Raw genomic sequence first — 20,266 nt, forward strand, 5'->3', positions numbered from 1 at the left:
TCGGAGATGCAAAAAGAGTTTGGGGTTTTATCCCAAACTCTTTTTTAATTGGTTTCAAGTTGTTTTAGTTTCGCACGTGTTAATCGAAACGACTGCCCATACATCGTCCAAGTTAAGGGCAATTGCAACTTATCTTGATGCGTTTGCACAAACCGCCACTGGGTATTTAACCGGGATAAGTCATGGTGCGCTGCTTCTTGACGCATGACTTTTGCCCGCACGGTTAAAAACGTCCGGAGGTAAGTTGTCGCCGTGCCTCCCTGCTGTGGTGTTTTGGCCCGTTGCTTAGCGGCCCGCCGAATCCCACCGAAACTAGTCGCATCATTCCCCGGACCATGGACGACCAAGGCATCATAATAAATATATTGGCCGAGTGGTGTTAGACCATCTTGTTTTGCCGCTTGAATCGCCGGTTTTAAGTACATTTGATCAACGACTCGATCTTGGGCTTGCACTAACCGTGGATCACGTGCCGCTTGATGCCAAGCTTTGACAAATTTAGCGCCTAGGCCGCGATGACTGGCGGTCCCATTGACTCGTTTTAAAGCTGGTAAGTACGCCACCAAGCGGTTATGTGGCCGCAACTGCTGATACGTTTTAACGACTCGCAATAAATCTCCCGTTCCCGAGGTAAAACCGATAATTCCAGCAGTGTAACCCCGACCATCACCAATATCTTCAATGTAACGATACTGTTGCCGATAATTTAATGATGAATTCTCAGCACTTGAGACCAGTGCAAATGTCGTCGCCCGCAAATCTCCCGTTGCAATCGTCCGCTGCCGACATCGCCACCAATATCCCCCCACAACCAGTCCAATAACCACGATACCGCCAACTAGCCAACCCCACTTCTTCATCTATCCCGCCTACTTTCATGCCAATTAAAACTTAGTGTACGCGTTTTCTAAAACACTGCGGCAACAAATCTTAAAAACTGTCGCAAAATTCGACATGGCGCCCAATTCTCACGCCCAAGCTGGGCCGATTGAAAAGGCGCCTGCTTTCATAAACGAATTATGTGTCGTTCTCACGATTTAGGCTTATACTCAAGGTAGTTTATTGTGACAGGAGGCCTGGTCAATGGCTAATCGACGTACCACTCATAATCCCCATCAATTCGTCAATACTGCCGACCATCGGCGTCAACTCCAACTCGCTGTCCAGATGGCATTACCGACTAATGTCCACGTCTTAGCCCGTAACTTTGCCCGCTCGAGTGCGAGTTCGTATTGGTTACTGATGTTAGATCAATCCCACGGGCAAGCACCGTGCTTTTTAACGTTGCGGATCGCTGACCATACGTTGTGGCTAGCAAACCATGATCAGTTAACGATCACTTGGCAAGCCGGTGACTTTCAAGCCGTTCAGCAAACCTTACGGGATCAACTGACACCCGCAATTTTGCAACGCTACAGCTATCAGTTAACGACGGTTGATATCATCACATTACGATTAATTTTACACTTAGAACAACACCAATTAATTTGGCTCGTCCAGCTGTCACCGACTATCGCGAAGGCTTATAAAAATCAACAACTAGATTTGCAGGCTGACTTCTTAGACGCAAAATTATTGTTGGGTAATATGAACAACAGCAGTTTACAGTTAGTCCCGGTTGAACAAGCCGCTTTTCAGCAACGCTTAGGGCAGTATTTTGGCCGTAATTTATTATTTTCACAATTCACCAGTCACCGCTTATTACGACTACTCCCAACCAATCAATGGATTCGCCCGTTACTGCAAGTCTTACCACCAACGCCCCACTTGGAAACCCAGTTAGCGGCAGCTTATGGCACTGACTTTGTGCGCGTTGGCGTCGAAGCGATTCGGCAACAAGCCCAACAAGTAGTAACATCATAGGCAAAAACGGCACCTTTGCAGGGCGCTGTTTTTTATTTTTTAGGTACAAAAAGGTCCAAGTCAACTGACTTGGACCCACTGCCGGAAAGACAAATTCCGTTGATTTAATTTTTAGTGATCTAAACCAAAGGCATGTTGGTCATCGCTATTAGCCTCAGCTGCTGCTTTTTCTTCAGCAACTAACCGGGCCCGTTCACGCTTGTTGTACCAAGGTGAAACTGTGAAGGCCAAAATATCATTGATCAAGTAGATCGAACTGTTGATAAACATCGCTAAGGTTGCAGAACCTTGACGGAAAGAAATGAACCAAAGCACCATTTGGGCTAACCCAGAGGCGATCCACCAGAAGTATTGGTTGTTGTAACGCAAGAAGCAGATCACACCAGCGGTTAAACAGATGGCAAAGCTAATCGCATCGACCCAAGGCCGAGGATCATCAGTTAACGCTCCAATTAAGTAGCCTGAAAGTCCATAAACAACTAGTGTCGCCACAATGGCAACAACCCAAGTCCGGCCAGTAAACTTCCGAATCTTAGAAACCATGTTCACGTTCCAGTTAGCACTTAGCAAGACCGGGATATCCAAAGTCACCACATAGGCCAATTGTTCCCCGATACTTAAATAATTCTTGGCTGAAAAGCCAACAACGATAAAACAAAGTGCTGAAATAACCCCTAACAATCCATTAACAGATTTGGCAGCGTTGATTGCTAGCACACATAAAACACCCAAAGTCGTCCCAATAAATGTTAAGATGGTTAATGGCGTAATTGGGGCGCTCACCAAAGTCATCACTTGGCAACCCAAGCTAAAGTAGAATAAATAGTAGTTTTGTTGTGGCCAACCTTTTAGTTGGTGCGATAAAAATTTAAAATAATTACTCAAAATCAAAATCCTCTTTCCGTCATTCAATATCTGCCGTTAAAACGCTTAGTTGGCCAACTAATAAGTTGAACACTACCACATGTAGTGTTCCCGTTTGAAACAACACTATATATTGTATCATTATCTTTGACGATGAAAAGGACTAATTTTGATTTATTAAAATGGTTGTTTACAATCAATCCGCTTACTTGACCGTCAGACCGGTATTTTTGGCCTGACGATTTTTTTATAACTTTTTTATATCAAGGGCTGTACTAATTTTAGGATTAGTTCTAACTTCAAACACACTAAATCAGCGTTAATGCCCGTCATTATGCTGATTTAGCTCCGTTTTAACTCGTTATTATCCTAATCGTTAATGGCCCTCTCACTAACTAAAAGTCATTAATTAACAGAATATTTTTAAATCAAGTTGTCTGTCTTATCTCCAGCCGTAATCGGCCCCTGCCGGCCTAAAACTTTGCGTTTTGTCGGATTTCACTGGCTGGAGTATACTAGGTGTTGGAACGTATTTACTACTAAAATATTTAAGTTTTAATGGAGGACACATGATAACACTTAAATCAGATCGTGAAATTAAGGGGATGCAAGCAGCCGGCGACATTATGGTCGGGTTGTTTCATGCCTTAGAAGATTACATTAAACCTGGAATCACCACTTGGGATGTAGATCATTTTGCCTATGACTACATTACCGCACACGACGCGACGCCTGGCGAATTAAACTTTGAAGGCTACAAGTACTCCACTTGTGTCAGCGTCAATGACATGATTTGTCATGGTTGCCCAAGTAAAGATATCTTGGTTAAAGATGGTGACTTATTAAAAGTCGACACTGTTATTAACTATCATGGTTACTTGAGTGATTCTTGCCACGCCTTTGTGGCTGGCACCCCATCACCAGAAGTTGAGAAGCTCATGGCAGTTACACATGAAGCGTTATACCGTGGTATTGACCAAGCCGTTGTCGGCAACCGGATCGGTGACATTGGCTGGGCAATCCAAGACTATGCTGAAAACCAAATGGGTTACGGCGTGGTTCGCGAATACATCGGCCATGGTATTGGACCAACGATGCACGAAAAACCAGATGTACCCCACTACGGCGAAGCCGGTCATGGGACCCGTTTAAAGGCGGGGATGACGATCACCATCGAACCAATGGTCAACATTGGCGACTGGCGTTCATGTGAAACGGCTGACGATGGTTGGACCGTTAAAACCCTTGATGGTAGCTTAAGTTGCCAATACGAACACACCCTCGTGGTGACTGATGATGGGCCTAAGATCTTATCATCATTTGACAATGACTTTGATGCTAAATATTTATTGAAGTAAGCAAAAAGACCTGCTAGCAAGTTGCCAGTAGGTCTTTTTTTGTCGGGCACTTAAATCAAAACCGTGACCGTCGCCGCTGCTAAGATTAAGACTAATCCTAACACGGTAATTTGCATTTCCTTGCGGGTCTTCTTTTGGCCTAAGAACCAGATTCCCGTTAAAGTTGCCAAAACAACTGACGTTTGAGACAAGATAAATCCGGTTGCTAACCCATTCATGTTTGGTTGCGCTGAAATCAAATACGTTAAGGCTGCAAAGGCAAAGAACAAACCGGAGAAGATATGGCGATAGGATACGCCTTCAGTTAGCGCTAGCTTTTCACCGCGCATTGCCAACACCACCGCATAAACGACGCCCACTAAGACCATCCCGATCGCTTGTGGTAAGAACGCCTGCATCCCACTTAACTTAGTGGCTTGTGGCGCCGCAGAATAAGCCCAGTAGCCGATTTCACCAACGGCCAACCATAAGACCGCTTTTCGCAATAACTTGGCATTACCAGCATCTTTATGTTCCGACCAAACGGTTAAGCTCGCACCGATAATAATTAAGACTAACGCCAAACCACCTAACGTCTTCGCCATCGCAGTTGGCCAATCACCTAAGGCAATCACACCCCACAATGACGCGCCTAACAATTGAAAGGCCGTTGTCACTGGCATGGCACGTGATGAACCGACCATCGTAAAAGCTTTAAAGGTAATGATTTGAGCACTCGCCCAGCCAATTCCTGAAATGATGGCAAAAATCAAATCATGACCGGTCGGTAAGGCGATACCTTGGATCATCGCAAAGACGATGGCAAATAACAATGTCCCTAAGGTCGATCCTAAAATCTGATTAACGGGACGACCACCGATCTTTGAAGCAATGGTGGGATATAATCCCCACCCTAACAATGGGCCAAGCCCAATCAACAATGCCGTTGCGTTCATGTGTATTCCCTCCTATGCCAGTTACCGCTTAAAACGTGACGCCACTTTCCAATAAGATATTCGCATATGGTGTCATTTCACCCGTGCGCACAAATGCACGACAGTCATGCAAACTTTGTTTCATCTCATCATGTGGGATAAATGTGATTGGTGTGTCTGGCAACCGCTTTTTAATCGCCGTTAACATCGCCGGATTTTGCGTTTTGATTTCGCTGGCCAAATAGATCCGTTGAACTTCTAGTTCTTCTAAGACATTGTTCAAAACTTGCATAAAGCTTGGAATGCCGTTATCTACGGCTAAGTCGATTTTTTCAGTATCCATTGGAACAGGCATGCCAGCATCACCGATACTAAGCTTGTCAAAATGGCCCATTTGCGCAATCACGCGTGATAAATCTGAATTGATCACTTTACTTTTTTTCATTAGTCTAACCCCGCTTCAATTAATTCATGCCGATAAGGAATCGATGGTTGGGCACCAAACCGTTGTACCGTTAATGACGAGGCCCCATTACCATAACGAATCGCTGCTTCTAAATTACTAAAATCAGTGGCTAAGACGCTCGCCATCGCCCCAATAAAAGTGTCACCGGCTGAGGTCGTATCGACCGCCTCAACTTTGTATGCCGGGATAATCCCATGGCGACCATCAACATCGTAGAAGGCCCCCTTGCTGCCAATCGTAATAATGACGGCAGCAATGCCTAATGCATGTAAGGCTGCCGCAGCGGCTAACATGCTGGCTTCATCAGTAATCTTGATTCCCGTTAAAATTTCCGTTTCCGTCTCATTTGGGATAATCATGTCAGTCACTGCAAGTAACTCAGCTGGGACTTCTGCCATAGCAGGGGCCGGATTTAAGATGGTCCGAACGCCGGCTGCTTGCGCCAACTTAAACGCCGTGATTGTACTGTCGGTAGCGCTTTCAAATTGAGCAATAATGAAATCACTCTGTTCGATCAACGCCCGTTGAGCCGTGACATAAGCTGAATCAAACGCCATGTTGGCCCCCGCGTGAATCATAATCTGATTTTCACCGGCATCATCGACGACAACATACGCTTGACCAGTCGAAGTCTGGGTCAACGTCGTCACCCCAGTTAAATCGATTTGTTCTTGTTGTAACAAATCAAGCATCGCCTTACCGGCATCATCATCACCGACTGCCCCAATAAAGTAAGTTTTCGCATCTGAGCGTTGGGCCGCAACCGCTTGATTAGCACCCTTACCGCCGCCAGCTGAGAAGACTTCTTTTGTGTGCATCGTTTCGCCGGGTTTCGGCATTTGCTTCACGCGAATCGTGCGATCGAGATTGATACTACCAATAACAGTGACTGTATTCATGAGAATCCCTCCAATAATTACTGATTATGTGCTATTTTTCCGTTATTAAAACGTTTTATGAAAACGTTTTAATAGAACAACAAAAATATAGCACATCTGAATCATTAATTCAAATGTGCTGTTGAATTTCTTTCAATTAATTTAACTGGTAAGCGGCGCTCATCCCACGGTTGGTCGGGGGTTTGAATCCGCGATAATAAAATTTTAGCGGTCACTTGTCCGAGCTCAAAAATCGGCTGGGCAATCGTGGTCAGTTGCGGTGTCACATATTCACACATCTCCACATTATCATAGCCAATCACACTATAATCTTGTGGGACTCGTTTACCCGCTTCGGCTAAACCGAGATAGAGTCCAAACGCGATCTCATCGTTGACCGCAAAGACCCCCGTCGCTGTTGTCTTTAATAGTGCTGGCACCGCTTGGCGGCCACCAACTTTAGACAGTGGTGTGGTAATTAACGTGAACTGTGATGATGCATAGACCGTGCGAAAGCCAGCTAGCCGCTGTTGAATGTTGCTGGCGGCTTGATCCGGCATCAAAATAGCCACGTGTTGATGGCCGAGTTGCTTTAAATGCATCGCCGCTAAGCGACCCCCTTCAAAGTCATCGGTCAGCACAGCATCACTAATCCCTTCCGCTTTTTTTTGATCCAAAACAATAAACGGCCGCTGATTGGCACGTAAGACTTCATTGATAGCCTGATTCGAAACGGCCGAGCTGGCAATAATGAAGCCATCAACACCACGATGACTAAGTTCGGTTAAATAGCCGGTTTCTTTAGCTGCATCTAAGTCGGCATTGCAAAGCATCGTAATGAAGTTGGCTTGATATAAGACTTGTTCGATGCCGCGAATCAACTCACCGAAAAACGGGTTCGTAATGTCCGGGACTAAGACACCGATCGTCTTACTTGTCTTCATAATCATCCGACGCGCAAAATAGTCTGGTTCGTAATGTAAATCTGCTTTAGCCGTTTGGACCTTAGCGACAGTCGTTGGACTGAACTTATCGCCTCTGCCGTTCAAAATTTGGGAGACCGTCGAAATGGAGACCCCCGAAAGTTTCGCCACATCCTTGATTGTGATTGCTTTGTTCTTCATGTTCATCCCCCTATCCCTAAGTTACAACTTATTGTATAACAGTTATGCCAATTATGCGCGCCCAATCAAAAAAGCGTGCTCATTGCAAGCACGCCATCATCATTAAACCAAATCTAAAAAGGTCTGATAATCATCTTCAACTTGGCTCACATAGGCTTCCGCCCATTGACCCATCGCCTCATCGAACTTATCAGAACTGCCAACGTAACCACGAATCATGGCGGCCGTTGGACTTTGCGCATGGGCTTGGGCCAAAATCATCGCACAAGTATTGGCATAGGCCTTGAATTGGCCCCAAGACAGTGTTGGAATATCGATCGATTCCTTCATGTCCCGGAACTGCCGCACGTAAAAACTCTTATCTTGCATTTGAAAATAACCTAAAAAGACATCGGAAGTCGATTGTAAAATGCGTTGTGAACTGACGATCCGTTGCCCTTCCGTTAATTCCAAAGCCGCCGTCAATTCTTGACGAGCTTGACTACCGACTTTCCGCGTTGGTAATGCCTCTTTGATTTGTAAGACCATATGGCTACCGTCCGTACTCGTTAATAAGACCAAGTAACATAACGATCCAAAGCTCCCGACCCCAACACTATGGCGAATAATATCCGTGACCTCATATTGCGATAACAGTAACGCCACATCGGTCCGAACGGTTTGTAAGTATTGCTTGATACCATGTTTTAAATTCCGATACGTCTTCTTGTTAACATGAACCGAGCGAGGGGCATTGTCTCTAAATTGGCGTTCACCTTGACTGTTCGTGAGGGTAAACTTACGCACGACTTGTTCAGAATTACGTTTAGCCGCTTTTTTGACCAAATCAGCAATGAAATCCACCGTATCTTCTGGTTCACCGCCGAAATTCAAGACCGACTGTACTTCATTATCACGATAAAAGCGCGCCAGCGTCGTTTGGTCAAACATCTGCTTAATCCCTTCACGATAACTAGCACTCGCTTCACGCACCAGCTTTTCAACTTTTTTAGGTTTAAAGTCATTATCCCGGGCTGCTAAAATGATGCTAACTAATAACCGGCGTAAATCCCATTCCCACGGGTGTACCCCGGCTTCATCGAAGTCATTTAAATCAAAAACTAACCGCCGTTCTGGTGACGCATAAAACCCAAAGTTACCTAGATGGGCATCCCCGCAAACGACAGCTGGAATCTCAGTTGAGTGTTGATAATCTAAATCATAATCCATTAATTCGACCGAACCGCGGAAAAAAGCAAACGCGGACGCACTCATGCGCTCCCGTCGCAGTGGCAACAGTTCGGGCACCAGCATTTCACGGACATGGCGTAAATAAGCGGCGGCGTCGCGTTCAACTGGGACAAACGTCCCTAATTGGTCAAATGACGTGACCGAACGCCGGGCTTTACCGATCGCAATCAATTCAGCGACGGTGTGGTGCTGACGAATATGCGTTAAATCTAATGGTGGCATGGACATCAATCCTTTGTTTTGAGCTGTCTCTATTATACCGATTTATACCCTTAAAACGAAATACTTGTGCATCGAATTATGCTGTTATTATTAAGGACTGCAAACTGTTCTGTCACAAGGCTTAAACATGGTTGACGCCACGCCAGACTTAGGCTACCATTAAGTCAGCGGCTAGTGGAAGCGCTTACTAAAAACTCTTTTCTAGGAGGACATCATTATGGCAAATTCAGAAAAAACATTGGTACTAGTTAAACCAGACGGGGTTGCTGAGGGTCATATTGGCGAAATTATCTCGCGTTTCGAAAAAAAGCACTATCACATTTCAGCATTAAAGGTGATCAAGGCTGACAAAGACCAATTAGCACAACATTATAGGGAAAAAGTCGAAAAGCCATACTTTAATGAAATCGAAACATACATGATGGAAGGGCCATTAGTAGCCATTATCGTGAGCGGCACTGGCGTGGTGAAGTCCGTTCACCGCTTAGCTGGTAATACCCGGCCAAGTGATGCCCAACCTGGCACGATTCGGGGCGACTTTGCCCACGAATATCCAGATGGCATCTTAAGAAATGTCATCCACACCTCCGATAGTCGCGAAAATGCCCATCACGAAATCGCAATCTGGTTCCCAGAACTAGCCGTTAGTGCGCGTAAAGACTTGAAAAAGAGTAAAAAATAATTAAAAATTAGCGACAATTTATAAAAAGGCACCTGCGACTTCAACCGTCACAGGTGCCTTTCATTTACACAAACTTAACGCCGATAATGTTGGATAATCGCAATAATCAAAGCAACCAGTAAAATCACACTGCCCGCAATCACAATCCACACTGCTGACCACAACAACGGCTGTAGCTTCTGATAGCTAGCCCCTTGGTCTAACTTCACCAAATTCGCCACTAATTGACCAGCACCCACAATTAAGATCGCAATCGCCCCAATTAGAATATTTCCTGGTAATTTCAATTGTCCAAACATCGCACACCCCACACCTTTATTCAGCCGTTACTTCAGCTAATTTTTGATCCAGATACTTCTTCAACGCCCCTTGTGGATGAAAGCCCACAACTTTTTCAGCGGGCTTACCGTGCTTAAAAATGACTAATGCAGGGATACTCATAATCTCAAGTTTTTCAGCAAGTGCCTGATTTTGATCCACATCTAATGAGGCAAATTTGATTTTGCCATCATATGCTTCATCTAGCGCTTCTAAAGCCGGCGTTTGCATCTTACAGGGCCCGCACCAATCGGCCCAAAAATCAACAACGGTCAAATCAGTACCAGCCGCTACGTTTTCGAATTCAGCGCCCGTAATTGGTTCTAACATATTTTGTTGCCTCACTTTAATTAATTTCGACGTATCTGTACACGCCTAAGCTAAGTCTTATCATACCACGGTTAATTCAGTCCTCGCACATTCGCGGTTTTTAGCAACACAAAAAGCGTTAGTTACTATGGCGGTTTGTAACTAGCGCTTTTAAGTTAGACAGCTTTACTTTTCAGCTAAGTGCTTTTCGTAAGCTGCTTTAATTTCATTGATTAAATCTTCATCCTTCAAACTCGTCGCTTCACGAATCACTTGTTCGATTGGTTCATCCTTAAGCATTTGTTGTAACTTAACGCTTTCGGCATCATTAGGGAAGTTGAAGAAGAACATCATACCAGCCGTATCAACTAGCGCGCTGTAATCACGGCCGCGTTCCTTCAATTCACGGATTGGGCGAATGAAGCGTTCGTCAAAACCAAGCTTGCGAATTGGCGTCCGGCCAACCCGTTCAATATCATCTGAGATATATGGGTTTTCAAACCGGCTCAAAATCTTTTCTTGATAAGCATGGTGTACTTCTGGATCAAAGCCCCATTTTTGAATGAGCAAGTCCCCAGTTTCACCTAAAACATGCTTCGCTTGTTCAACGACGCTGTCGTCTTTAACGGCTTCACCAATCGTCTTGTAGCCCTTCATGTTACCTGTATAAGCAACGGTTGCGTGCCCAGTGTTAACTGAGAATAACTTCCGTTCAATATATGGTTCCAAGTCGTCGGCATAATCAACACCCTTTAATTGGATGCTGTCATTCTTCATTTGTGACTTGTCGATGACCCATTCTTTGAATGGTTCAACGGAAACAAATAAAGGATCATCATGCTTTTGTAATGGCACGATCCGGTCAACGGCCGCATTAGGGAAACCAATGTATTGGTCAGCCCAAGCTTGTTCGTCGTCATTTAAAGCTGCATAAACTGACTGCTTCAATGATTGGCTCCCACCAATCATGTTTTCACAAGCAATCACGTCGATCGGCGTGGTATTGTTGTTAGCTTGACGTAACTTAATCCCGTCAGCAATCAAAGGTGCAATGAACTTCAAAATCTTAGGACCAATCGCGGTTGTGACCATGTCAGCTTGCGCGATTTCTTCCGCAACGGCCTTAGGATCTTTGCCATTGTTGATACCTTTAACATCGTGAACTTCAATATGCTTTTGGCCTTCAGCGGCTAATTCAATGGTATAGCCATTGCGCTTGTTCAATTCATCGATCAAAGTTTCGTTAACATCGACAAACGTGATTTTAAAGCCATTGTCAGCCAAGGTTTCGCCAATGAAACCGCGACCGATATTACCTGCACCAAAGTGTACGTCTAACATTCTAATCAACTTCCTTTAATAGATTAATAATTTCATCTTCAGATTGAGCGTCCGCTAACTTAGCAACGTTAGCCACGTCACTGCAGTATATGGCAATCTGAGACAAGAGGTTCAAGTGTTCACCGTTTAACCCGGCAATCCCAAAAATAACTGTGACGGTCTTATCATCATCGTTATTTTCTGGATCACCCCAGCTCACACCCATTGGTACTTGGACCACGGAAATCCCGGTCTTTTTAATATACTTCATGCCATCTTCAGTACCATGGGGGATGGCAATGAAATTACCCATATAAACAGATACATCTTGGTTTCGAGCCTGCATCGCATCGATATATTCGGGCTCGACACAACCGCCATCGACCAATAATTGACCGGCTAAGCGGATGCCTTCAGCTTGCGTTGCGACTTGTTGATTCAACGCAATCATTTTTTTATCTAAAGCTTCCATTTTATTCACCTACGCTATTTCGTTAGTTCGTTTAAAAAGGCGCTACTAATTAACTGATAAAGTTGTTGGCGACTGCCGGTCATAAAGGTCTGGGTATTTTCCTGACTCTCAATGACTAACGCACTCAACTTCCCCATCAAGCGATTTTCAAAATCACTGATGGTGGCTGGTCCTAGCATTAAGACGATCCGTTGTAGTTGAATCATTTGATCGCCCATACTTTTAAACGGGACCGGTTGTGCTAATTCAAAGATGGCACAATATGGCGCTGTAACTTGCGTACTTAACGTATGCACCAAGGCTAAGTTGGTCTTAGGAATACCAACTGGCGCTAACCCAATCCGGTGTAACAACTTACCAGCGACCTCTAAGGGGTCATGCACAAGTTCTGGGTCAATTTGCCGGGTAATCTTCACGAGGGTCTCGGCCATCGTTTCATTCTGATTACTAATGGGGGTAATGGTAAATCGATCCAAAATTTGTTTGGCAATCGTTAACTGATCGTAAACCGTATCGAAATCCAAGGTTGGCTGTGCCACCATTGACGGTTTCGTTTCGGTTGCTTGCGTACTTGGAAAATACTGATGAATATACTCACGCAAGGCACTGACTTCATTTTCCAACAATAATGGGCTCACGACCCGATAGTTCAACTTAAAGCCTGGCAGCTGGGTCGTCGACAGAATCATGTCAAATTGTTTTAAGTCAATCTGACCAAGATTGCCGATTCGGGCCACTTCAATCGTCGTAATCTCTGGGACTAACCGCGTTAAGCGGGTCTTTAGAATCCGGGCGGTCGTCATCCCATTCGGACAAAGGACTAAGACTTTCAACGCCTGATGACTTAACTGTTGTTCATACGTACTTGCAAAATGAATCAACAAGTAAGTCAATTCGTCGATTTGAAAGTTCTGATCGGGGAACGTGGCTGCAAAGCCATGTACCACCGCTGCGTACAATTGGGGATATTGTTCGCGGACCTCTTGCAGTTCCGGACTCGGGGGAATTGGTCCCGGCATGCCGTTGCGTTGCAAGGCAATCTGCATATGGGCCGTCAGATTATTGAGTAACCGATCGTCCGTCCCGAATGACCAATCGAAGTAAGCTGCCACCGCATCAATGAATTGCTTGACGCGATAAGTGAGTTGCAAATCATAATTAGATAAGGACGCGTCTGGACCGATTCTAAAGGTCAACCCTTTAATTTGTTGGGCCAAGAAGTCAATCTCAGCACCCGTGACTTGGGCTTTAACTGGGCTCGGCAACTGCGTTAAAATCGCTAACGCAATGCGTTGATACTTTAAAAAGTCATCCCGGTTAATCCCTTGTAGATACGTCACCCGATGATCATGTTGTAAGCGCATGACCGCCGTCGTTAACGTGATGATCAACTGTTGGAGTTGACCATCTGGTACTGATGCGAAGTATTGCTTTTTTAAATTTCGGACCGCTTCGTAGCAATGTAGTAAGGTTTGCGGTGCCAATTGATTTAAAAAGTAAGACTGCTCATCGTCAGCTTCAACTGCTAAGCCCCGTTTGAGTTTGGCAATTGTTTTGAAAAATTCATAATCATTAATGGCATTGTTCAAGATCGTGGCGAAGAGACTGCGAACATTGCCCTCCGTCCCGGCAACTTGAATGCCCCGCGATTTCAAACGTTCAATCGTTAAGTTATAGTCCGCAAATGGCGTGGCTAAAATGGTCAAATCATTTGAAATCGTGGCAATACTCACGTTAAAGTCCAACGCCAAAGCTTTCAACTTCATGGCTTCACCGGCCATTAAGATCCGGCAAGCTAAAGCATTTTGTCGTGTTTGGGTATCAAACGCTGGCGTCAGTCCTTGACTGGTCGTCAACTCGGCTTTGAAAGCCGCCAAAGCGGCCGTCGTTCCACTTAATTGGAAGCGATGGTCTTGATTGACGATTTTTAAATCCGCATTGGCTAAGACTAACTCTAAATTACTAAACTCCCGATAGATTGTCCGCCGACTGCTATTGATGGCGGTTTCAATCTGATTCATCGCTAAACCAGTCGGGCTTGCTAATAATAATTGTAATAAGTCGTCTTGACGCTTTGTGAACTTAACCATGGGGCCACCTCATATGATAACGGTTTATTTTAATCCTGCTACCATCTTATCATATTTAGGTGAGTTCAGAAGATCGTCGGTAACTAGCACTTGAACGTGGGTGTACCGGGTCTTCAAGTTCTTAGCAGCTTCTGATGTTGAAACAACTAAGAGACTATTGTTATCTTGTAATTCATCGATACCTAAGTTCTTCACAACCGCTTGCTTATTGGCTTTCTTCAAACGACCCTTCATTAAGGATGTTGCCATTGTGGCCGTCCCTAAGTGGCTATCATGATGGACAAAGACCACTTCTTCAACGGTCGTTAAGTCCAAGTCAGCTGGTAAAGCGGTCGCATCAGTTTCAGGAGCCGCGGGTGCGGCAGAAGCTGGCGCTGGTTCATCATTGACTTGATCACGAGCCTTTAAGTTAACCACGACTTGGTCATACTTAGGACTGCTCAAGAAGTTATCAACGGCGATCCGTAATGCATGGGGCGCTTTTTGGGTGGCCCGGTCAGCTAATTCATTTTGCGTAATGACTAACAACCCAGGTTCATCTTTCAAGTTGCTAATCGCGGTATTGGTGACGGACATATCGATGCCAGCTTTTTTGACTTTATCACGTAATAAGGAAGCCCCCATTGCGGATGAACCCATCCCAGCATCACAAGCAAAGATAATGTGGTCCACATCTTTATAAGAAGCAATCACATCAGCTGCTTCTTCAGTAGAAACTGCTTCGCCATTCTTAGTGGCTTTCATATCGCTCATTTGACCCTTAGCCGCAGCTAAAGAATCATCAGTCATACTCTTGTCGCGCTTCAAAATAATGGCCGCCACAAGGAATGACGCTAAGGTCGCTAACGTTACCCCGATAATCAACCCGATGTAGTTTGAAATGCTTCGTGGGGCCATCGCAAACAACATAATGATTGAACCAGGTGATGGGGTTGAACGTAACCCAACGTTTAAGAGACTGAATGTAGCGGTCCCAGTAACCCCACCAGCAATAACGGCTAAGAACAACGCTGGCTTCATTAAAACGTATGGGAAGTAGATTTCATGAATCCCACCAAGGAAGTGAATAATCATCGCACTTGGTGCGGAAGCCTTGGCACTCCCTTTACCAAATAAGGCAAAGGCTAATAAGATCCCAAGACCTGGACCTGGATCTGGTTCAAGTAAGAACAGAATTGACTTCCCAGCACTGGCAGCCGCTTGAATCCCAAGTGGTGTCAAAATACCTTGGTTAATCGCATTGTTCAAGAACAAAATCTTCGCAGGTTCAATAAAGACATTGGCTAATGGTAAGAGGTTGGCTTTAATAATCCAGTTAACCCCGACCGCCATTGCGGCACTGGCACCGGCAACCAATGGTCCAATACCAAAGTAACCGAGGATTGCTAATAACATCCCCATAATCCCAGCGGAGAAGTTGTTAACTAACATTTCAAAGCCACTGTGGACTTTGTCTGAAATGGCATCGTCCCACTTCTTAATGCACCAACCACCTAAAGGCCCCATAATCATGGCCCCAATAAACATTGGGATGGTTGACCCAACAATCACACCCATGGTGGCGATCGCACCAACGACCCCACCACGGTGACCGGCAATCATATTCCCACCGGTAAACGCTATCAATAATGGCAATAAATAATGGACCATGGGTTGAATCATCTTAGCTAAATCTGCATTTGGGAACCAACCACCGGCCATAAAGATGGCGGTAATTAAGCCCCAAGCGATAAAGGCGCCGATGTTCGGCATGACCATGTTACTCAACGCACTCCCGAACTTTTGCACGCGGGCTTTGATGCCCACTTTTTTCTTTGCAACAGGAGCGGATTGGGTTGCTGTACTATTTTCACTCATCAGATATAAGCTCCTTCCTTTTCTTTACTCTTACATCATAACGAGCTTAGAAAACGGTTTCAAGAAGTTCTAGGCAGAGCGGTGGCACAGCAAAGTGTGCCACAATTAAACTCACCGATTCACAACACTTATTTTTGACACGATTAGCTACAATCACTGATGTAAAAGCAATGGTAGCCTTTTCTAAAATAGCAGAATGTGCGATAATGATTACGGTTTCACAAGTAAAGTCACGCGTTTTTATGGCGCTATTTTTTTAATATTAACGATTAAGCACACCACAACTCAAAAGAGAAGGCCGTCTGATGTTAAAGAAACGTTGGTTCCGCTATCTGCTAGATAATGTCGTCACTTGCTTCGTCATCGCGCTCATTGATTTCCAACACCCACTCCCTTTAAGGACCTATCTTTGGACGATTCCGATTGGTCTGGCAGGCTATTATCTAACTGACGGCTTAAAGTGGTTAGGTCGCCGATATGGTGATTGGCTTGACCGTCATTTTTCTAAGTAATCCCCCTTGCCCATTGTTTTCTATCTTCAGACTCCTATACTGAAAAGTACAAAGGGGGCAGAACTAATGATGAAGAAAAGTTCTGATTGTACTGAAATCTTAGTAGGAAAGGCCGCCACGATCGACGGTTCCACAATTGTGGCTCGTAATGAAGACGGTTACGGGCCCATTAATCCAATCAATTTTGTCGTTCACGCGGCGGCTGATCAACCCAATGCCACCTATACTTCCGTGACAACTGGAGTCACTGTGCCACTACCTGACCATGCTTATCGTTACACAGCTACACCACAAGCTGACCAAAGCGATGGTCAATATGAAGAGGCCGGCATTAATGAATTCAATGTTGGCATGAGTGCCACTGAAACGACTGCCACTAATCCCCGGGTCTTAGGTTACGACCCATTGGTCACTGACGGGGTCGATGAAGAAGCGATGGTCTCACTTGTCTTACCTTATATTAAGACGGCTAAAGAAGGTGTCCAACGTTTAGGCGCTTTACTGGAAAAGTATGGGACTGGCGAAAGTAATAGTATCGCCTTTAATGACCACAATGATATTTGGATCTTAGAAACCGCTGGTGGGCATCACTGGGGCGCGATGCGCTTACCTGATGACACTTATGCCATTGTGCCCAACCAAACTGTCGTTCAAACCATGGACTTGACCGATACGAACAACTTTCTTGGTGCCACTGACTTATTAGCTTTCGTTGACAACTATCATTTGAATCCTAATCCAGACAGCTTTAACTTCCGCACAATTTTTGGCACGCACGGTGAAGATGACGCCTATTACAACACCCCACGGACTTGGTACGGCCAAAAGTTATTCAATCCCGAAATTGAACAACAACCAACCGCCCAAGATATGCCAATGTGTCGCAAACCTAGTCATCAATTAGCGATCGAAGACGTCCAAGCTTTCTTGTCGTCACACTACAATGGCACCCCTTATGATCCGTTTGGGACCTACGCTTCCGGTTCTGAAGCTGACCAACGGAAATATCGCCCCATTGCGATGGATCGGAATCAATGCTCATCGATTCTCCAAATCCGAAACGATGTCCCTGCCGACCGCGCAGCCATTCAATGGGTCGCTATGGGCTTCTTTGCTTACGCCCCATACATGCCATTCTTTACCAATATTAATGACACCCCAATTGATTACCGCAACGCAAGCGCCGATGTCGACGTCAATAACGTTTATTGGTTGAATAAGACGTTATCGGTCTTAATCGAACCACATTGGCATGACTACGCTGAAGCAGTCAACGCCTTTAAGAATGGCTGTCAATCTTATGCGCGCGGGCGTGTGGCAGTTACCGATGCCGCCGTCAGTGATGGTGATGTGACGACCGCTTTGACCCAAGCCAATCAAGCCACCGCTAGTGAGATTTCTAGCCGGACCCATCAGTTATTCGATACGATTGTCAAACATGGTTTGAACTTATCGAAGACCGCTTGGGAAAAGGGCCAAAACCTTTAGCTAGTCCTGACAATAACCAACAAAAAAAGGTACCATCAATCACCGTTTTCGCTGATTGATGGTACCTTTGTCTTTTTAATTGGTATTAGCTAATTAGTATTTTTTGCTTAACTTGCTAGCAGCCGCTTCGTCAATAATAACGGTAACGTCTGGGTGGTTTTGCAAAATTGAAGCTGGCAAGTCAGGTGTGTCAGGGCCTTCGATCATACCCTTAACAGCATCAGCCTTGTTTTCGCCAAAGGCTTCTAAGATTAAGTGCTTGCTCTTCATGATTGAAGCTAAGCCCATTGAGAAGGCTTGCTTAGGCACATCATTTTCGCTAGCGAAGAAACGCGCATTGGCTTCGATTGTTGATGGTGTTAAATCAACCACGTGAGTCGTCACGTTACGATCAGTCCCTGGTTCGTTAAAACCAATGTGACCATTACGACCAATCCCTAAGATTTGTAAATCAATTGGGTGTTCTTCAATAACTTTGTCATAACGTTTAACTTCTTCAGCTGGATCAGTTGCTAAACCATTTGGTAAGAATGATTCCTTGAATGGTTTTTCGTTAAACAAGTGTGATTGCATGAAATATTTGTAGCTTTGGTCGTTATCTGGTGCGATACCAACGTATTCATCCAAATTAACAGATGTACAGTTACTGAAATCTAAATCACTATTTACGATTTCTTGATAAGTTGTTACGGGCGTAGAACCAGTCGCCAACCCAAATACTTTTGCCCCATTGTCTAAGGCATTCTTGAATACTTTAAATCCTTCTTTGCCGCCAGCAGCTTGATCCTTTACTACGATAACTTTCATAATTAACTGACTCCCTCTTTATTTGGTATAGTCCAATTATATATTGGTCTAGACTGAAATTCAAGGGATTTGCCCAAAAAAGTTTAAAAAATCTTGTAACCGGTGTCAAATATTGCTTTCATCGTGTTTTAGGCTAACTTAAAATTTGTAATTTAGCTCGTGTTTGCCTATACTTAACCTGTTCGTAACTCCGTAGAGCGTGAGAAACTCTACGACTAGCCAAGGCTGATGAAGCTGTTGGCTATTTTTTTTACACTCACACATCCTCATTAGGGGATTTTAATTGTCAACTTAGTAAGACCGTTTTACTTTTTGAACCAAATACTGATTCACCAATTTTTAAATAGACCCGCCCTTTGATTTGATTAGCATCTGGGATCTCAAAAACAATGGTCCCTTTTAAGCTTGATTCCGGATAAAGTGTTTCAAAAAAGAAACTATCTTTGTGCTGGGTAGTTTGCTGGTTACGATTAATAGTACTGACGTTAAGCGCATTATATTTTCGATTTTGAGTCAATAGTTGAAAATTAAGTCCTGATAACACTACTTCCCTCGTACCAGTATTTTTAACATTTAGGTCCAATCGTACTTGCTGGCCTTCAATAACTAATTCATCTGAACTTTGCACCCTTAAGTTACCAACGTTCACAGTTGTTTTCGCGATCTTGCGCTTACTTAGCTGTAAACGACTTCGTGGCTTAATAATCGCATTCGCAGTAACCCCATTTACAAAAACAATAACACACACAAGCATTGCAGTTCGTAAAGACTTTCTCATTTTCGCACTCCTCCAATCTTTTCTCATGATATCATCGGTTTAATTTAATTCATACTATAACGTTTATTATTTATATATTATAAATAATAATATTTCATATTAAATATCAAGTTTGTAACACTATCGACCATGATATGGCTCGCTGAACTTTTTATTGCCATTTCCAAACTAATACCTAATGTGGTACCCTATTCCCAGCAAAATCCAACAAACATGCGAGGTTTTATCAATGGAACCAACCTTTAATAAAATGACGCCCGCTGGCTATCAAGCTATCGAGCAAGAAATCGAAGCCTTAAAACAACAACGCCCACACCGGATTAAAGTCCTAGCCGCGGCAGCAGCTTTAGGTGACCGTTCTGAAAACGCGGAATATACTAACGCTAAACGTGACTTAGGTCGTTTGGAAAGTCGCCTACGGTTTTTAAACAAGCAACTCCAATATGCGCAAGTCGTTGAACCAGCCGACAACGATAAACTAGATATCGGCAAATCGGTCACCTTGGAATTCTTAGATGATCATGACCAAGTAACTTACCAATTAGTTGGCAAACAAGAAGCCAATCTGGAGGCCCAGAAGATCTCATTCACCTCACCAATCGGCCATGCACTAGATGGTCATACGGTTAATGACGTCGTCACGGTAGCAGCGCCGAATGGCAGTTATCAAGTTAAGATCATCGATATTCAGCGTAGCTAAAAAACGAGTTCAGG

At 44.4% G+C, this 20,266-nt stretch carries 21 protein-coding genes; 6 read left to right on the top strand and 15 right to left on the bottom strand.

The features are described from left to right. Positions 1 to 44: 44 nt before the first annotated feature. Complete coding sequence (locus FFM75_RS00770) at positions 45 to 860, bottom strand: chitosanase (RefSeq protein ID WP_137627282.1); 816 nt, start codon at positions 858 to 860, stop codon at positions 45 to 47. Positions 861 to 1,083: 223 nt separating this feature from the next. Between FFM75_RS00770 and FFM75_RS00775 the strand changes: the two genes are divergently transcribed. After that, entirely contained in the window at positions 1,084 to 1,863 is a 780-nt protein-coding gene (locus FFM75_RS00775) for a hypothetical protein (protein WP_137627283.1), read from the top strand. 111 nt (positions 1,864 to 1,974) lie between these two features. Here FFM75_RS00775 and pnuC read toward each other — a convergent pair whose 3' ends face one another. Further along, positions 1,975 to 2,754: a nicotinamide riboside transporter PnuC gene (gene pnuC, locus FFM75_RS00780; protein WP_137627284.1), complete on the bottom strand. Its 780-nt coding sequence runs from the start codon at positions 2,752 to 2,754 to the stop codon at positions 1,975 to 1,977. A gap of 542 nt (positions 2,755 to 3,296) precedes the next feature. Between pnuC and map the strand changes: the two genes are divergently transcribed. Continuing rightward, positions 3,297 to 4,085, top strand: a complete 789-nt coding sequence (map, locus tag FFM75_RS00785) for a type I methionyl aminopeptidase (protein WP_137627285.1) — start codon at positions 3,297 to 3,299, stop codon at positions 4,083 to 4,085. A 50-nt stretch (positions 4,086 to 4,135) separates the two neighbouring features. Here the strand turns inward: map and rbsU are convergent, their stop codons facing one another. From rbsU to FFM75_RS00810, 5 genes are all read right to left on the bottom strand, one after another. Continuing rightward, positions 4,136 to 5,020, bottom strand: a complete 885-nt coding sequence (gene rbsU / locus FFM75_RS00790; RefSeq protein WP_137627286.1) for a ribose/proton symporter RbsU — start codon at positions 5,018 to 5,020, stop codon at positions 4,136 to 4,138. Between the two features lie 28 nt (positions 5,021 to 5,048). Beyond that, entirely contained in the window at positions 5,049 to 5,444 is a 396-nt protein-coding gene (rbsD, locus tag FFM75_RS00795; RefSeq protein WP_137627287.1) for a D-ribose pyranase, read from the bottom strand. After that, positions 5,444 to 6,364 (bottom strand): ribokinase, encoded by a 921-nt coding sequence (rbsK, locus tag FFM75_RS00800; protein ID WP_137627288.1) that lies wholly within the window; start codon positions 6,362 to 6,364, stop codon positions 5,444 to 5,446. The genes rbsD and rbsK overlap by 1 nt, the downstream gene beginning before the upstream one ends. Before the next feature lie 104 nt (positions 6,365 to 6,468). Beyond that, positions 6,469 to 7,467 carry a ribose utilization transcriptional repressor RbsR gene (rbsR, locus tag FFM75_RS00805; RefSeq protein WP_137627289.1) on the bottom strand — a complete coding sequence of 333 codons (999 nt, stop codon included), beginning with the start codon at positions 7,465 to 7,467 and terminating at the stop codon, positions 6,469 to 6,471. A gap of 102 nt (positions 7,468 to 7,569) precedes the next feature. Next, positions 7,570 to 8,919, bottom strand: coding sequence for a DUF2252 domain-containing protein (locus FFM75_RS00810; protein WP_137627290.1), 1,350 nt, complete (start codon positions 8,917 to 8,919; stop codon positions 7,570 to 7,572). A gap of 217 nt (positions 8,920 to 9,136) precedes the next feature. On the opposite strand from FFM75_RS00810, the gene ndk reads away from it, so the two are divergent. Then, on the top strand, positions 9,137 to 9,601 hold the full coding sequence (gene ndk / locus FFM75_RS00815) for a nucleoside-diphosphate kinase (protein WP_137627291.1): 465 nt from the start codon (positions 9,137 to 9,139) through the stop codon (positions 9,599 to 9,601). Between the two features lie 74 nt (positions 9,602 to 9,675). Here the strand turns inward: ndk and FFM75_RS00820 are convergent, their stop codons facing one another. The 6 genes from FFM75_RS00820 to FFM75_RS00845 all read right to left on the bottom strand — a co-directional run bounded on the left by FFM75_RS00820 (position 9,676) and on the right by FFM75_RS00845 (position 15,967). Continuing rightward, a complete protein-coding gene (locus tag FFM75_RS00820) occupies positions 9,676 to 9,900 on the bottom strand; it encodes a hypothetical protein (RefSeq protein ID WP_137627292.1) in 225 nt (74 codons plus the stop codon). 16 nt (positions 9,901 to 9,916) lie between these two features. Then, positions 9,917 to 10,249, bottom strand: coding sequence for a thioredoxin (trxA, locus tag FFM75_RS00825; RefSeq protein ID WP_137627293.1), 333 nt, complete (start codon positions 10,247 to 10,249; stop codon positions 9,917 to 9,919). 165 nt (positions 10,250 to 10,414) lie between these two features. Then, positions 10,415 to 11,569: a mannitol-1-phosphate 5-dehydrogenase gene (locus tag FFM75_RS00830; RefSeq protein WP_137627294.1), complete on the bottom strand. Its 1,155-nt coding sequence runs from the start codon at positions 11,567 to 11,569 to the stop codon at positions 10,415 to 10,417. A gap of 1 nt (position 11,570) precedes the next feature. After that, a complete protein-coding gene (locus FFM75_RS00835; RefSeq protein ID WP_137627295.1) occupies positions 11,571 to 12,020 on the bottom strand; it encodes a PTS mannitol transporter subunit IIA in 450 nt (149 codons plus the stop codon). Between the two features lie 14 nt (positions 12,021 to 12,034). After that, positions 12,035 to 14,110 (bottom strand): BglG family transcription antiterminator, encoded by a 2,076-nt coding sequence (locus tag FFM75_RS00840; RefSeq protein ID WP_137627296.1) that lies wholly within the window; start codon positions 14,108 to 14,110, stop codon positions 12,035 to 12,037. Positions 14,111 to 14,134: 24 nt separating this feature from the next. Beyond that, positions 14,135 to 15,967, bottom strand: coding sequence for a PTS mannitol transporter subunit IIBC (locus tag FFM75_RS00845; RefSeq protein WP_137627297.1), 1,833 nt, complete (start codon positions 15,965 to 15,967; stop codon positions 14,135 to 14,137). Positions 15,968 to 16,272: 305 nt separating this feature from the next. Between FFM75_RS00845 and FFM75_RS00850 the strand changes: the two genes are divergently transcribed. Continuing rightward, the gene (locus FFM75_RS00850; RefSeq protein WP_137627298.1) at positions 16,273 to 16,479 is read left to right on the top strand and encodes a hypothetical protein; all 207 of its coding nucleotides are present in this window, start codon (positions 16,273 to 16,275) and stop codon (positions 16,477 to 16,479) included. 69 nt (positions 16,480 to 16,548) lie between these two features. Continuing rightward, positions 16,549 to 17,967, top strand: a complete 1,419-nt coding sequence (locus tag FFM75_RS00855) for a C69 family dipeptidase (protein ID WP_137627382.1) — start codon at positions 16,549 to 16,551, stop codon at positions 17,965 to 17,967. 93 nt (positions 17,968 to 18,060) lie between these two features. On the opposite strand, the gene FFM75_RS00860 is transcribed toward FFM75_RS00855, so the two are convergent. After that, entirely contained in the window at positions 18,061 to 18,774 is a 714-nt protein-coding gene (locus FFM75_RS00860; protein ID WP_137627299.1) for a glucosamine-6-phosphate deaminase, read from the bottom strand. A gap of 286 nt (positions 18,775 to 19,060) precedes the next feature. Further along, positions 19,061 to 19,552, bottom strand: coding sequence for a DUF4352 domain-containing protein (locus FFM75_RS00865; RefSeq protein ID WP_171001400.1), 492 nt, complete (start codon positions 19,550 to 19,552; stop codon positions 19,061 to 19,063). Between the two features lie 229 nt (positions 19,553 to 19,781). Between FFM75_RS00865 and greA the strand changes: the two genes are divergently transcribed. Further along, the gene (gene greA, locus FFM75_RS00870; RefSeq protein ID WP_137627301.1) at positions 19,782 to 20,252 is read left to right on the top strand and encodes a transcription elongation factor GreA; all 471 of its coding nucleotides are present in this window, start codon (positions 19,782 to 19,784) and stop codon (positions 20,250 to 20,252) included. Positions 20,253 to 20,266: the final 14 nt, after the last annotated feature.

This window comes from Lactiplantibacillus daowaiensis (assembly GCF_005405085.1).
Classification (GTDB): Bacteria; Bacillota; Bacilli; order Lactobacillales; family Lactobacillaceae; genus Lactiplantibacillus; species Lactiplantibacillus daowaiensis.